The following is a 13,720-nucleotide window of genomic DNA, read 5'->3' on the forward strand; positions in this document are numbered from 1 at the left end:
TCTCAGTAAGATGAATATGATTTACGCAACTTACATTTGTTATGCGTTAAGTCTAAGCAATATGTTGTATATGTCAATAAGAAAGCTATACCTGTCACCATTAGTAACTTTATCTCATATTAAGACCTGTCCAGCTTTAGTACATTCCGTCCATTGAACCAATATTAATAGGATGTTAATGTCATTCCACGCTGTATTTGCTGCTTTTGGGCCGCATACAAGTGTGAGTTCAAGGATGAGTGGTTTCTTAGAATTTGACGCGCCTTCCCCAGGCGACCACAATTGCATACAACTTCTGCCAGGCAGACAAAGATCTAAGTCGGCTAGGATTTTTCCCTAAATCACAAATAACGAGAAGGTACAAAGTGATGAGTGCAACGCTAAATGACAGAGTAAATATCCTCGGCGTCGGAGTCAGCGTATTAGACGTCTCCACTGCGGTGGAAACAGTAAATTCATTTTTGCACTCAGGGAAAAAAGGCTATATCTGCGTTACAGGCATGCACGGGATCATGGAAGCGCAAACAGACCCCGAATTCCGGCAAATCCAGAACAACTCACTGATAACCACACCGGACGGGATCCCGACTGTCTGGATAGGACACCTGATGGGCCACAAAAACATGAAACAGGTGGCCGGCCCTAATTTCATGATGGAAGTATGCGCAGCGGCCGCAAAGAATGGCTCGAAGCACTTTCTATATGGAGGCAAACCAGGTGTCGCTGAGCTTTTAAAGAAGACCCTCACCGAACGGTTTCCGGGATTGCAAATTGTTGGGACTTACACCCCGCCCTTCCGTCCCTTAAATGCCGAGGAAGAGGCCGAACTATTCCGAATGCTCCAGGAATCTGGCGCTGATGTACTGTGGTGCGGCATTAGCACACCAAAGCAAGAACGATTTATGGCGAAATATATCGACAGGCTTCCCGTCAAGCTCATGATTGGTGTCGGTGCTGCCTTTGATATCAACAGCGGTCTGCTGAAAGACTCTCCGGAATGGGCAAAGCGTTGCGGTCTACAGTGGTTTCACCGCCTGTGTCAAGAGCCCAGGAGGCTATGGCGCCGCTATCTTTTGAATATTCCCCGCTTTGTATATTTGTACATGCTGCAGTGGGTGGGGCTACGCTCTTATGAGCTGGATCTGCCGAAGAGATCAGCCCACAGCCTGGCGCGCAGCTAATAATATCGTAATAACTTGAATGGACAAGTAACCGTAGTTTTATGTGGTTACTTATATTCTGCTTACTTCTCGTTACTCATATTGCCTTGGTCAAATTATTCGGTAACTTACCAGCTCACTTGATTGAGGGATGGGATTACGTGAATTTTTGCGCGGGTGAAGAGTTGCATAGAACAAGATTGCATTTCACAGGATGCAGGCGTGCCCTTTAGGGCGCCCTTTATGCATGTGCTTTGCCAAGAGCTAGATAACGCGGAGCAGCAACAAAATAATCACGATGAGAAGGATCAGTCCGACCCCGCCACTCGGATAATATCCCCAACTGCGGCTATAAGGCCACGCAGGAAAAGCTCCAATCAGCATCAGAATTAAGATGATAAGCAGAATTGTCACCATGACAGCCATCCCTCCAGAATGTTTGGTAGTGAGATGGCAGAAACTCCGTCATGGATATCTAAGATTTTAAAATTTCGTTATGTTCCAGGCACGTTGCCACAGTTGCCTGACATTCAACCCCTTTTATTTAAACAAAGAACCGGGACCTTACTGTCTTTTCTGGTCATAGCAGGAATTCAGATGGCGCGAAGCAATCTTCCCGGAAGAAAAACAATGGCTGCAACCAGATCGAGTATGCCATGCACTGCAATACCCGCCAGTCGAAATGGCAATAACACCAGCCAGACAAATGGGTAAATCAGCAATGCCAGCAGCGCCAATGGCCAACAGCAGAAAAATAGTAGGCACCACAGCAAAAATGGAACCATCCCAACTCCCTCCTCTTGCATTACGCAGGCTGTGGAGAGGAAAGTTCCATAAACTTTCCGAGTTCGCTGAATTTCAACTCGTAGTGGCCCCCGCCCCAGGGCTTTGGTCTTACCAACAATGCTTTCGCTGCTGGTAGCATCCTTACCACCCATGGTCTGGGCTTGCCCACTAAAGCAGACTGTTGTTATCCCCTTAGGGTCACTGTGATTTTGCGCGAATCGCCCCCCGTAGACGTCATGACGATTTCACCATTGGCCCGCTTCGCAACTGAGGCAAACTTATCGCCCCACTCGATAAGGACCAGGCTGTCAGGGGTTGCGATCTCGTCCAGACCCAGACTGTCAAGCTGGCGCTCCTGTTCGATACGGTAAAGATCCAGGTGATACAGCATGACAGGCTCATCCTTGCCATTCTCATGCCGTACTCCCTCGTACTCATGGATCAGCGTAAAGGTCGGACTGGTGACCTCATCCGGATCGGCCGCATCCAGTGCCTCAGCAATTCCCTTAACCAGCGTGGTCTTGCCTGCCCCCAGGTCACCCTTCAGGATAAGAAATTTTGGTGGCGCCAGCAGCTTTACAATTTCGCGGCCAACGCGAATCGTATCCGCAGCGCTGTTGGTTTCAAATTCGTGGACGGTGGTTCCTGTCGCCTGGCTCATCGCGGCAATCCTTGTATCCAAAGATAACCGCCTTCGTCTTCTGCGCGAAAGCGAAAAGCACGGGAAAGGTGGGCGATCGTGTCGGTGGCCAGCAACGTGTGCTCGTCCTGCTCGCGGACGGCAAAGTCGGCAGCAAGGCCATGCAGGTAAACAGCCGCATTGACGGCCTCTGTCGGGGACTGCGGGTACTGCGCCAGCATGGCCGCCACCATGCCGGTAAGAATGTCGCCGCTGCCGCCTTTGGCCATGCCCGGATTCCCCGTCGTATTGACGGCAATGCTTCCATCAGGATGGGCCACCAGAGTGCGCCAGCCTTTGAGTACCAGAATGACCCGATATTTCATGGCAAAGTCTCGCGCCAACTGATCGCGGTTGGCCTGTACCTCTCCTGTGCTACATTCGCAAAGGCGCGCCATTTCCCCCGGATGCGGAGTCAGGACCAGCAGACGATTGCCGCCATAAAGCCTGTCGCGATGCCTGGATATAAGATTCAGCGCATCGGCATCTAGCACAGTGGGAAGATTTGTCGTTTCCAGCAGGCCCAGAAGAAACTTTTCTGCCTCAGGCTGCTGACCCATTCCTGGTCCAATGGCCAGTACCGATTTTTTATGGACCAGATTGTGCAGGATCTCGGGTTCAAGGTTGCTGCTATGGATCTCCCCCTGCGGGCCCGCCTGAAGCGGTATGGTCATCAATTCAGGGGCAATCTGAGCAACAGAGGCCAGGATGGGCTGAGGCACGGCCGCGGTGACCAACCCCGCACCTGTCCTCAGTGCAGCCAACGATGCCATGGCCGCTGCCCCTGATTTTCCATAGGAACCCGCCACAACCAGAACATGACCGTACTTGCCCTTGTTGCTGTCCGCAGGACGTGGCGCTTCGGTAATCTTCTTCGATGCTCCAGTCCATTGAAGTCCAAGCCCTGACCGGATGGCCGCCTCGGGCGATCCAATGGGGGCAGTCACAATGGGCTTATGCGCACTATTTGTCAGATTTCCAAAGACGTGCGCGGGCTTGGGCGCAGTAAAGGTCACCACTGCATCCGCGCGGAAGGCACCCTCCACCTGGGATTCGCGCGCGTCCGCGTTCCATCCAGAAGGAAGGTCCACAGCAACCACCGGTGTTTGGCGCGCACAAATAAGGTCTCGCAGGGCAGCGGCCACTCCGCGCAAGGGAGGTTGAAAACCTGTTCCCACCACAGCGTCCAGAAACAGGTCTGCTTCTGACAACAATGCAGAGACCGGACCGGAGGAAAGTGAATCTTCATCAGGCGCAATCACCGGTACCATTCCCATGCGCTCAAACATGACGGCTGCGTCTCCTTTCAGTTCCGCAGCATAGCCCAGGAGCAGCACCTTCACCTGCCGCCCGGCCTGACCAAGAGCACGGGCCGCTACAAATCCATCTCCACCATTGTTTCCCCTGCCACAAAGAACAGCGATGCGCTGCGCATCCGGAAACTCGCGCAGAACAAAACGCGCAACGGCCTGCCCGGCGTTTTCCATCAGAGTCAGCGAGGAGACACCATAAAGCTCTGTGGAGGCGCGATCACAGGCACGCATTTCATCCGCAGTCAGGATTTTCATCCCCAGGCCATCCTCTCTGAAATGAAAACGGCCTCCCAAGCGGAGACCGTTTTGTCAGAATCATACTCACGCACCTACTGTGTCGCAGTCGATGCCATCCTTACCGATGCTGTCTCGGTAGCTGGCTTGCTGATGAAGTAGTTCTTGTCCCACAGGTTGCGGTAGAAAATCCCGGTCAGTTCCGCTGCCTTGGGGCCAAAGGTCGGGCGGCCGCCTTCCAGAAAGAAGACCGTCACAATGCGTCCGTACTGCGTGTCCGCATAAGAAGCAAACCAGCCATAGCGGGTGCCGTTGTTGGAGCAGGTGCCGGTTTTGCCCAAAATCGGGAACTGATTGAAGTTGGCACGCAGAGAGCGCGCGGTCCCATACTGGACGGCGGCCTGCATTCCGTCCTGGATCTCGGGAAGAATTTTCGAAATGTCCAGCGTGCGTTTGATGCGCGGCTGAAAATTGAGTACTTCTTCAGGAGTTGTGGGATGCTGCAGGTAATACAACGTTCCCCCATTGGCGATCGCAGCCACCAGGGCCCCCAGTTGCAGCGGGGTCATGGAGACACCTTCTCCGAAGGAGCACATGCGCCCTACGCCACCTTCGCTGTCAGGAATCGGCTCGTCAGGATAAACACCGAGGTGTTCACCGGGAATGTTGTATCCGGCCAACTCTCCCAGGCCGAACTCATTGGCATAATGGCGGACCCGTTCAAAGCCAAGGCGGCGACCCAGTGTTTCAAAGTAGAGATTGTTGGAGTGGGCCAGCGCCTGCGTCAGATTCATGCTGTAATGGCCACCCAGATTCACCGGAGTGTCTTTCGTAATAATCCCCTCATCGAGGGCCGCCAGAGCAACGGAAAGTTTAATCGTCGAACAGGGCTCGGCCCCGCTTGACAGCGCCAGCTTCTGGTTCACCATGGCCAGAATGCGTCCATTACTGGGATCGATGGCCACCACTGTGCCATTCATGTTCCCCAGCGCATCTACAGCAGCCTGACGCACAATAGGGTCTTCACCACCGGTAACATCCCCTGAGATCAGGTCATCGATGTCCGCAAAGGAGTTGCCAGTAAAACGTTCATAATAGCGGTGCCGCACCCGCAGACTCGCGCGACGTACGCGTCCGCGGCGGACGGTCACAGAAGCATTTTCAAGATGGGCAGTGCGGTGCGTATGTTGCAGTCGCGCCATGCGCTGTTTTGCCCGGGAGGACTCAACCACACGGGCGCGGCGCGTGGTGTGGCGGGTCGTGGATGTGCTTCCCGCCCACAAAAACACTGGCAGCACTATGAACCCCAACAAAAAGAAAGATACCCTGTGCCTCATTCCGCGATTCACCCCAAGCCAGCTTATTGCATCCTACCGTAAAAGGCCCCTGTACTTCTGATGACAAGACATCAGTTGCGCAGGCCGGTTCCTCCAAAGGCACCCTGGTCCCATTCTGGGATGCAACCAGGGCCTCAACTCAATTGGACACACCCGGCAGCAAAAAGATGCCTTCCGCTTTTCGGATCACTTTCAGATAGGGAATGTGCCGGGCTGATATTTTCACTATACCTTTCTGAAAGTCTTTTACAAGCCCCCGCGACGCATAAATGCAGGAATATCCAGTTCATCCCCCTGCTCTTCGCCACGCGGTTCAAAAAATACCTCTCTAGGGCTGGACGGTGCCGCCACAGCAACGGCAATGGGCTCGGACCGTTGTTCTATTCCAGTTTCAGCAACGCCCGGTGCTTCCGGCGCCACAGAGGACAGCGGGATGGCCGGGGCCACAGACTGGCGGACCTCCGGCTCCTCTTCCTCTTCGCTCATAAATCTTGGGGCCGACGGCTGGGCTGTCTCAACATGCACACGGGGCGCTACCGGCTCGCGCAACGTTACGTTCAGCATCCGTTCGCGGCGTTCGGCCATCTCCTGCCGGAACCCTGTGGCAATCACTGTGATTTTTACCTCGTCCCCCATATTTTCATCCAGCACCGCGCCAAAAATGATGTTCGCATCCTCATGCGCCGCATTCTGGATAAGAGTCGAAGCTTCATTGACCTCACTCAGCTTCAGCGAACTTGACCCGGTGATGTTGATCAGAATGCCCTTGGCCCCGTCAATCGCACCGGCCTCAAGCAATGGCGAAGAGATGGCCGCCTGTGCCGCCTCCAGCGCACGATTCGCACCGCTGCGTACCGCGGTGCCCATGACCGCATAGCCCATCCCGGCCATCGTGGTCTTTACATCAGCAAAATCCCGGTTAATGATTCCGGGGATGGTAATGATGTCTGAGATCCCCTGCACTCCCTGGCGCAGCACATCATCGGCAATCCGGAAAGACTCAAAAAAGCCCGCGTCTTTTGCCACAGCCAGCAGCTTTTCGTTCGGGATGACGATCATCGTATCAACGGACTCAAGCAGCTCTTCCATGCCGCGTTCCGCCTGAAGCATCCGGCGCTTGCCTTCAAAACCAAAGGGACGGGTCACCACGGCCACCGTCAGTGCGCCCATTTCACTGGCCAGGGAGGCAATGACCGGGGCAGCTCCGGTGCCGGTCCCGCCGCCCAGTCCCGCGGTAACAAAAACCATGTCCGCGCCCTCCAGGGCCTCAATGATCTTTTCCGAATCCTCAAGGGCGGCGCGGCGACCAACATCTGGATTCGCCCCTGCTCCCAGGCCGCTGGTCAGTTTCAGACCAAGCTGCAGCTTTACAGGAGCATGGGAGAGCTGCAAAGCCTGCGCATCCGTGTTGGCGACAATGAATTCCACTCCTTCCACACGGGCCGCAATCATGCGGTTCACCGCATTTCCGCCGCCGCCGCCTACGCCGATGACCTTGATCTTGGCACCGCGCGGGACCTGTTCATGGTAATGAATACGGATCTCTTCTGAAGGGTTCATGGGCATTGGCTCCTACACACTTCCTGCAAAAATGGCGCGCAGTTTGGCGCGCAGTCCCTGGTCTTCCGCCGCACGGCTCACGCTGGTGCGGTGGGCATACAAAAGCATTCCTGTTAGAACAGCGTTCTCCGGGTCCACCAGCTCTTCCGGCATCCTCGACAGCGCTACCGGCGTTCCAATGCGGGCAGGCGTGCGCAGCAGGCTTTCGGCCGTATCCAGCAGACCGGGCAGACGAGCGCCGCCTCCGGTGAGCACGCAGCCGGCCCCCAGGGCCTCCAGCACGCCGCCCTGGCGCAGATTGTCCCGCAATAAGTGGAAGAGCTCGCGCGCCCGCGGCTCAAGGATCTCCGCCACGAAGCGCTGCCGCACCGTACGCGGACCATGCCCGGGCATCCCATACAGCTCAATTTCATTGCCCGAAGGCACCGCCGTGACCACAGCGTGCCCATAGTTGCACTTGATCCACTCTGCCTCTTCGACCGAAACATGGAGGCCAACCGCCAGATCGTTTGTGAAGTGGTCTCCGCCAATCGGGACCACCGCCGTATGCGCCACCGATCCCTCAAAGAAAACCACCAGTTCCGTAGACCCGGCGCCGATATCAATCAGGCAAACTCCCAGTTCCCGCTCATCGGCTGAAATGGTGGCCTCTGCCGCAGCGATGGCTTCAAAAACCGACTCGGTCACTTCCAGCCCGGCTTTATTGGCGCAGGTCACAATGCTCTGCAGGGCGCTGGCCGAGGCCGTTGCAATATGCAGGTTGACTTCCAGCCGGTTCCCGATCATCCCTACCGGGTCATGGATGCCCGGCTGATCGTCCAGAATGAATTCCTGGGGCAATAAATGCAGGATCTCCCGGTCATTGGGCAGCGAAACCGAACGGGCACGGTCCACAGCGGCGCGCACATCTTCCCGTGTAATCTCGCGCATGCGCGTGCCCAGGCTGATGCCTCCGCGGCTGTTCACACCGCGCACATGCCATCCCCCCACGCCCACCACGCAACGATCAATGGTGGCCTGGGCCATGGCTTCAGCCATCATGGCCGCGTCGTTCACGCTGCGGGCGGCTTGCTTCAATTCGGCAATCACGCCTTTGCGCATCCCTTTGGAATCGGCAATCCCATGGGCACGATACCGCAGAGCGCCATCATACAGCTCAGCCACCAGCACCCGGGTCTTTGCGCTCCCCACATCCAGCACCGTCAGCAGGTTCTCCGTCTTCTGGCTCATGCTCTCTTCCTGTAGGGGTGTGCAGGGGCCTTTGTTTTTGCCTTGCCGGCTTTCGGCACTGGCTGTTGGTTCTGCTCAGCAGATGCCTCCTGGCCCATGGCCGCGTCCTTTGACATTTTGAGCACCACCTGACCGTCGTAACGCAGATCTACGGAAGCAAGGTTCGGATATTGCTGCTTCCATTCGCCCAGGTGCTGCTTGTACTCGTTCCAGCGATTCAGGAAGTTGTCCTGCCCAAAATGCAGCAAGATGTCGGAACCACCCTCGGACACCAGCCCCTGAACATCTTCCGGGTCTGAGAGATCAATCTCACTCAACTGGCTGGAGACCCTCTCACCGCCCGTATCGATGTCAGCCATAAACTTCTGATAGAGCTTCATGCGTGGACGCCGAACCGAAAGCGGGTCCTCCGGATGGATGCCGATGACCACCGGAAACGAATAGTGTTTTGCCGCCAGTGCAGCAGGACTCATGTCCAGCAGGACGCCGTCGGCATCTACCAGCTTGACCTGGTTGCCCACCCGCGCAAAGGCAACCGGTACACGTTCCACAATCGAAACACGAATCTGGTTGGGAAGGATGCGCATGACCGTCGCATGGGCCACCCAGGGGACCTGCTCCAGTTCTTTGCGTCGTTGTGCCAAGGGCACGAAAAACAGGTTGCGCCCAATGTCCGCACCAAAAACTGAAAGCAGATCAGCACGCGTAAGCTGGCTGTTGCCGTCAATCTGAATGTTCGCTGCAGAATCGATCCGGAAATGGGGATCATGGTCGAGAAAATTCTGGACGGCCATCACAAGCATGACACAAAGCACCACAAGAATGACGCCGAAAAAGCCAAGGGCCACGCGTCCCGGTATGGTTTTTGTCAGAAACGGAGGCAGGAAGCCCTTGCGAACCGGGACCCGTTTACGGGCACGCAGAAACGCCTCTTCCTCGGATGCGTCCTCTTCATCCACACGTGGAATGGGCCGCTGAAGACGCGTCCGGACCTTCACTTCGGGACGCAGGAACTCCTCAGCTGGCAGATGCTCTGCCAACGCGGGACCGTTTTGATAAGGACCTGTTTTCGCCACGCCCGAGCCGAGTCGTGAGAGTCGCCAGCACCACTATAACGTGCGCTGAGCTGTGGAGACATGAAATTCGACCGATGTATCCGGAAAGGTAACCTCAAAATGAAACAGACCGTGCTATCTGGCGGCAAAGGTAAAGTCTTGGTGCACAGTTTGTCTTGCTGCAATCGTCACAGTGACTGCCTTCTGTCCCAGCACCTCGTGGTCCGCAACAAGTGTATAGGTCCCCGGAGGCAGCCCTCTGATCTCAAAATGACCATCAGGCCCGCTGATTGCGTAAAACGGGTTGTCCGTGACATTGATGAATGCCTCCATCCACGGATGATTATTGCAGCGCACCGGAATCATGAGCTCCGGGGTCCGGAAAACGCGCGTTTCAGGCGCACCATTCGGCCCCTGGGAAATGTCCGTGGCCTGGTTGGTTTCAACTTTTGGCAGCATGTGCACGTTGTGCATCGTGGGATCGCTGTTCGTAAAACGGACCGGTTGGCCAACCATGACGCCAATGACATGCGGTGTATACCTGCATCCCTTCTGGTCCATGACTACCGGGGTCGAGGGAGCAGGATAGATTCGATTGCCCAGGCCGTCTTTGATGTAAAGAAAGACATTCTGTAGGCCGCCATCTTTCCCCACATATTGTTCGCTGTAATTGGCCGGGCTAAGGCTACACACCGGGTCCTGCGCCATATCAATCTGCACCGGGGCCGGCATCTTTCCGGAGACATGGACGGTACCCGAGATGGCGCCTGCCGTGGTCCAGTCTATTTGCGTGTACTGGACGGCCGAATGGGCCCCACCGGTTGGCTTCTTGCATCCGGTAAAAACAAGCAGTAAGCCGCAAACCACGATCGCAGGAGCCAGTTTCCTGATCACCATCCACCCCTTCAGAAAATCTCATCCGCTTTTGGGGCCTCCGTCCATCCATGTGCTTCTCTCAGAACGGAGACCCCGAAGATTGAAGTCTAAGCGGCCTCCTCGACCGCCTTCACGACCGCGTCCGCAAATGCCTTTGTCCCGGAGGTTCCGCCCACATCGCGCGTAAGGGTCTTCTTTTCCGCATAGACCTTCTCAAGCGCTCGCTGTACCCTGTCAGCCGCAGCTTCCTCATCCAGGTGCCGCAACATCAGGACGGCCGATTGCAACAGCGCCGTCGGATTGGCAATGTCTTTCCCCGCAATGTCCGGCGCTGAGCCGTGTACGGCCTCAAAAATGGCCGCCTCTGCACCCAGATTTGCCCCGGGGACCAGTCCCAGTCCGCCAACGAATGCCGCGCAAAGGTCGCTGACAATATCTCCGTAAAGATTTTCAAGTAGCAGCACATCGTACTGGTACGGATTCAGGACCAGCTGCATACAGGTGTTGTCAATAATATGCTCGCCGTAGGTGATTTCCGGAAAGCCCTTGCCCACCTCGCGCGCACAGCGCAGAAACAGGCCGTCAGACATCTTCATGATGTTGGCCTTGTGGATGGCATGGATCTTCTTGCGCCCATGTTTGCGCGCATACTCAAATGCAAATTTCGCGATGCGCGTTGAGCCTTTTTCGGTGATTACTTTCAGTGACTCGACAACGCCCGGCACGACTTCATGCTCCAGACCCACATACTCGCCTTCTGTATTTTCGCGAATGATGATCAAGTCCACATTCGGATAACGTGTTTCCAGGCCAGGCAGGTTCTTGATCGGCCGGAAGTTCGCATAGAGCTCAAACTTCTTGCGCAGGGTCACATTGATCGAAGCAAAGCCCCCGCCCACCGGAGTGGTTACCGGGCCTTTCAGCGCAATTTTGTTGCGCTCAATGGACTCGTAGAGTTCCTTCGGAATATATTCCTTGTATTTCTCGAATGCTTCTGCTCCCGCAGCGAAGCGTTCCCACTCGAATTTCACTCCCGTCGCTTCCAGAATGCGGACCACCGCATCGGTCACTTCCGGGCCGATTCCATCACCGGGAATCAGGGTTACTTTGTGTATTTTTGTGTTGGTCATAATCCTCAGTGCGTCCATGCAGACGCTGTTTGGCCAGGAAACCGGGAATATACAAACAAACTGCGGCCGCGCATCGGCTCAACAGCGCCCACGGGCGCGGGCCGCCATCAACTATGCTTTCCCTTCTTCCCTGCTTCTTTTCCGCTCAGTAATTGTTCCAGTTCTTCCTTGAACTCACGCACGTCCTTAAAATCGCGGTATACGCTGGCAAACCGGATATAAGCGACTGTGTCCAGCGTTTTGAGCCGGTCCATCAGCAGTTCCCCGATCTCAGCCGTCGTCCTTTCACGCTCTGGAGAATCCATCAGAAAGCTCTCTGCTTCATCCACCAGAGACTCCAGCTTGCCGGCAGAAATCGGACGCTTTTCGCAGGCGTGCAGAAGCCCGCTGAGCACTTTTTGCCGCTCAAACCGTTCCCGGCGGCCGTCCTTTTTCACTACCATGTAGGGGATTTCGTCAATACGTTCATACGTGGTAAAACGCTTGTTGCAGCGCTCACACTCGCGGCGGCGGCGGATCGAATCTGCCTCTTTGCTCTCTCGCGAGTCCACCACCCGGTCTTGCGTAAACCCGCAGTAAGGACACTTCATTTGTCTGTCTTCTTCCATTCTAGCAAGGGGCCGTCGCCCTCCAGCCCCTACTGCCCGCTTTTATAAGGACGGGCAAACTGTTAGCATCAGATATTCCCGGAAAGCGAATGGCTGACGCAAAGCTTCAAATCATACCTCTGGGCGGATTAGGTGAGTTCGGCATGAACTGTCTCGCCATCCGCTATCAGAACGACATCATCGTGATGGATGCCGGGCTGATGTTTCCTGAATCAGAACTGCTCGGTGTGGACATCGTCGTCCCCGACATTACTTACCTTGTCGAGAACCGCGAGTTGGTGCGCGCCATCATCCTGACTCACGGTCACGAGGACCACATCGGGGGGCTGCCCTGGATCCTCTCGGAGCTCAACGTCCCGGTCTACGGCACAGAGTTCACTTTGGCCTATGTGGAGGGCAAGCTCGATGAACATAAATTGCTGGACCAGACTGAGCTGATCGAGATCATCCCCGGCACGAAGTTCTCTCTTGGCCCCTTTGTCATTGACCCTATCCGTGTCACCCATAGTCTCGTGGATTGCGTGGCCCTGGCCATTGAGACCCCTGTCGGAATCATTGTCCACACCGGCGATTTCAAGATTGATCTTTCTCCCCCGGACGGCAAGGCCTTTGACCTTCACAAGTTCGCCGAATACGGAAAGCGCGGTGTGCTTGCCCTGTTACAGGACTCGACCAACGTGGACCGCCCCGGCTATACTCCCAGCGAATGGGCCGTCAAACCGCGCCTGGACGAACTCTTCTCACGCACAAAGAAGAAGCTCTTCTTCAGTTGCTTCTCGTCATCGATTTACCGTATCGGCATCGCCGTGGACCTGGCCCACAAACATGGCCGCAAAGTGGCCATTGTTGGCCGCTCGATGGTCGAGTCGGCCGAGATTGCGCAGGACCTCGGATATCTTGATGTGCCTCCCGGCGTCATCATCAATCCTGGCCAGATCGCCGACTACGCTCCGGAAGAAGTGATGGTGCTCATCAGCGGGACGCAGGGCGAACCCATGAGCGCCTTGAGCCGCGCCGCCGTAGACAACCACAAACATGCGCGCATCCACCCAGGAGACACCGTCGTCCTCAGCTCGCGCGTCATCCCAGGCAATGAGAAAAGCATCTTCCGCGTCATTGATCACCTCTGCCGCCGCGATGCGCATGTGATTTATGACGATGGCGCCTCCGGCCTGATCCATGTCAGCGGACATGCCAGCCAGGAAGAGCAGCGGCTGATGATTAACCTGCTGCGCCCGAAATTCTTCATCCCGGTGCATGGCGACTACCGCCACCTGAAGAAGCACGCCGAACTGGCACAGAATATGGGAGTTGTGGACCTGGCCCTGGTCATCGAAAACGGCGACATCCTCGAACTCGGCCCCGATGACGCACGGATTACCGGAAAGGTCACTGCTGGGCGCGTCTGCATTGATTCAGGCTCGACCGCCGATGTCGTCGAAGACCTCGTCATCCGCGACCGCCGCCACCTCAGCGAAGACGGCATCGTTCTGCCCATCCTGACCATCAACAAACTCAGCGGTAAGGTCGAGCGGCAACCGGAAATCGTCAGCCGCGGCTTTGTTGGCGCGGACCCTGAACTGCTGGAAGCCGCCCGCAAGGTCATCACCCAGACACTCGAAAACTCCAGCGATGAAGAAAAGGCCGACTACGGCGTCATCAAGGAGAAGATCCGTATCGACCTGAAACGCTATATCCAGAAAAACACCAGTCGTCGGCCTCTGATTATGCCCGTGATTCTGGAGATTTAGC

General features: G+C 55.9%; 13 protein-coding genes. 2 read left to right on the forward strand and 11 right to left on the reverse strand.

Features of this window, described 5'->3' with window-relative positions:
• Positions 1–368: 368 nt before the first annotated feature.
• Positions 369–1,181: a WecB/TagA/CpsF family glycosyltransferase gene (locus tag N655_RS17020; RefSeq protein ID WP_044933869.1), complete on the forward strand. Its 813-nt coding sequence runs from the start codon at positions 369–371 to the stop codon at positions 1,179–1,181.
• 243 nt (positions 1,182–1,424) lie between these two features.
• Here N655_RS17020 and N655_RS20050 read toward each other — a convergent pair whose 3' ends face one another.
• The 11 genes from N655_RS20050 to nrdR all read right to left on the reverse strand — a co-directional run bounded on the left by N655_RS20050 (position 1,425) and on the right by nrdR (position 11,950).
• Entirely contained in the window at positions 1,425–1,586 is a 162-nt protein-coding gene (locus N655_RS20050; RefSeq protein WP_044933871.1) for a DUF3309 family protein, read from the reverse strand.
• Positions 1,587–1,753: 167 nt separating this feature from the next.
• On the reverse strand, positions 1,754–2,098 hold the full coding sequence (locus N655_RS21080; RefSeq protein WP_349509463.1) for a hypothetical protein: 345 nt from the start codon (positions 2,096–2,098) through the stop codon (positions 1,754–1,756).
• 32 nt (positions 2,099–2,130) lie between these two features.
• Positions 2,131–2,607 (reverse strand): tRNA (adenosine(37)-N6)-threonylcarbamoyltransferase complex ATPase subunit type 1 TsaE, encoded by a 477-nt coding sequence (gene tsaE, locus N655_RS0102960; RefSeq protein ID WP_026441792.1) that lies wholly within the window; start codon positions 2,605–2,607, stop codon positions 2,131–2,133.
• Positions 2,604–4,193, reverse strand: coding sequence for a bifunctional ADP-dependent NAD(P)H-hydrate dehydratase/NAD(P)H-hydrate epimerase (locus N655_RS0102965; protein WP_026441793.1), 1,590 nt, complete (start codon positions 4,191–4,193; stop codon positions 2,604–2,606). The genes tsaE and N655_RS0102965 overlap by 4 nt, the downstream gene beginning before the upstream one ends.
• Before the next feature lie 74 nt (positions 4,194–4,267).
• On the reverse strand, positions 4,268–5,509 hold the full coding sequence (locus N655_RS17030; protein WP_044933873.1) for a penicillin-binding transpeptidase domain-containing protein: 1,242 nt from the start codon (positions 5,507–5,509) through the stop codon (positions 4,268–4,270).
• Positions 5,510–5,755: 246 nt separating this feature from the next.
• On the reverse strand, positions 5,756–7,069 hold the full coding sequence (ftsZ, locus tag N655_RS0102975; protein WP_026441794.1) for a cell division protein FtsZ: 1,314 nt from the start codon (positions 7,067–7,069) through the stop codon (positions 5,756–5,758).
• A 12-nt stretch (positions 7,070–7,081) separates the two neighbouring features.
• Positions 7,082–8,299: a cell division protein FtsA gene (gene ftsA, locus N655_RS0102980; RefSeq protein WP_026441795.1), complete on the reverse strand. Its 1,218-nt coding sequence runs from the start codon at positions 8,297–8,299 to the stop codon at positions 7,082–7,084.
• Positions 8,296–9,339, reverse strand: coding sequence for a cell division protein FtsQ/DivIB (locus N655_RS17035; protein ID WP_049961220.1), 1,044 nt, complete (start codon positions 9,337–9,339; stop codon positions 8,296–8,298). The genes ftsA and N655_RS17035 overlap by 4 nt, the downstream gene beginning before the upstream one ends.
• A gap of 150 nt (positions 9,340–9,489) precedes the next feature.
• On the reverse strand, positions 9,490–10,251 hold the full coding sequence (locus N655_RS0102990; RefSeq protein ID WP_026441796.1) for a carboxypeptidase regulatory-like domain-containing protein: 762 nt from the start codon (positions 10,249–10,251) through the stop codon (positions 9,490–9,492).
• A gap of 86 nt (positions 10,252–10,337) precedes the next feature.
• Positions 10,338–11,360 (reverse strand): isocitrate dehydrogenase (NAD(+)), encoded by a 1,023-nt coding sequence (locus N655_RS0102995; protein WP_026441797.1) that lies wholly within the window; start codon positions 11,358–11,360, stop codon positions 10,338–10,340.
• Between the two features lie 107 nt (positions 11,361–11,467).
• The gene (gene nrdR, locus N655_RS0103000) at positions 11,468–11,950 is read right to left on the reverse strand and encodes a transcriptional regulator NrdR (protein WP_026441798.1); all 483 of its coding nucleotides are present in this window, start codon (positions 11,948–11,950) and stop codon (positions 11,468–11,470) included.
• Positions 11,951–12,057: 107 nt separating this feature from the next.
• Here nrdR and N655_RS0103005 point away from each other — a divergent pair, with 107 nt between their 5' ends.
• Positions 12,058–13,719 (forward strand): ribonuclease J, encoded by a 1,662-nt coding sequence (locus tag N655_RS0103005; RefSeq protein ID WP_026441799.1) that lies wholly within the window; start codon positions 12,058–12,060, stop codon positions 13,717–13,719.
• Position 13,720 lies beyond the last annotated feature (1 nt).

The sequence above is a fragment of the Pseudacidobacterium ailaaui genome (assembly GCF_000688455.1).
Classification (GTDB): Bacteria; Acidobacteriota; Terriglobia; order Terriglobales; family Acidobacteriaceae; genus Pseudacidobacterium; species Pseudacidobacterium ailaaui.

Coding starts and splice junctions, on each gene's coding strand:
- N655_RS17020 (WP_044933869.1), top strand. CDS start 369: ATGAGTGCAACGCTAAATGACAGAGTAAATATCCTCGGCGTCGGAGTC.
- N655_RS20050 (WP_044933871.1), bottom strand. CDS start 1,586: ATGGCTGTCATGGTGACAATTCTGCTTATCATCTTAATTCTGATGCTG.
- N655_RS21080 (WP_349509463.1), bottom strand. CDS start 2,098: ATGGGTGGTAAGGATGCTACCAGCAGCGAAAGCATTGTTGGTAAGACC.
- tsaE (WP_026441792.1), bottom strand. CDS start 2,607: ATGAGCCAGGCGACAGGAACCACCGTCCACGAATTTGAAACCAACAGC.
- N655_RS0102965 (WP_026441793.1), bottom strand. CDS start 4,193: ATGAAAATCCTGACTGCGGATGAAATGCGTGCCTGTGATCGCGCCTCC.
- N655_RS17030 (WP_044933873.1), bottom strand. CDS start 5,509: ATGAGGCACAGGGTATCTTTCTTTTTGTTGGGGTTCATAGTGCTGCCA.
- ftsZ (WP_026441794.1), bottom strand. CDS start 7,069: ATGAACCCTTCAGAAGAGATCCGTATTCATTACCATGAACAGGTCCCG.
- ftsA (WP_026441795.1), bottom strand. CDS start 8,299: ATGAGCCAGAAGACGGAGAACCTGCTGACGGTGCTGGATGTGGGGAGC.
- N655_RS0102990 (WP_026441796.1), bottom strand. CDS start 10,251: ATGGTGATCAGGAAACTGGCTCCTGCGATCGTGGTTTGCGGCTTACTG.
- N655_RS0102995 (WP_026441797.1), bottom strand. CDS start 11,360: ATGACCAACACAAAAATACACAAAGTAACCCTGATTCCCGGTGATGGA.
- nrdR (WP_026441798.1), bottom strand. CDS start 11,950: ATGAAGTGTCCTTACTGCGGGTTTACGCAAGACCGGGTGGTGGACTCG.
- N655_RS0103005 (WP_026441799.1), top strand. CDS start 12,058: ATGGCTGACGCAAAGCTTCAAATCATACCTCTGGGCGGATTAGGTGAG.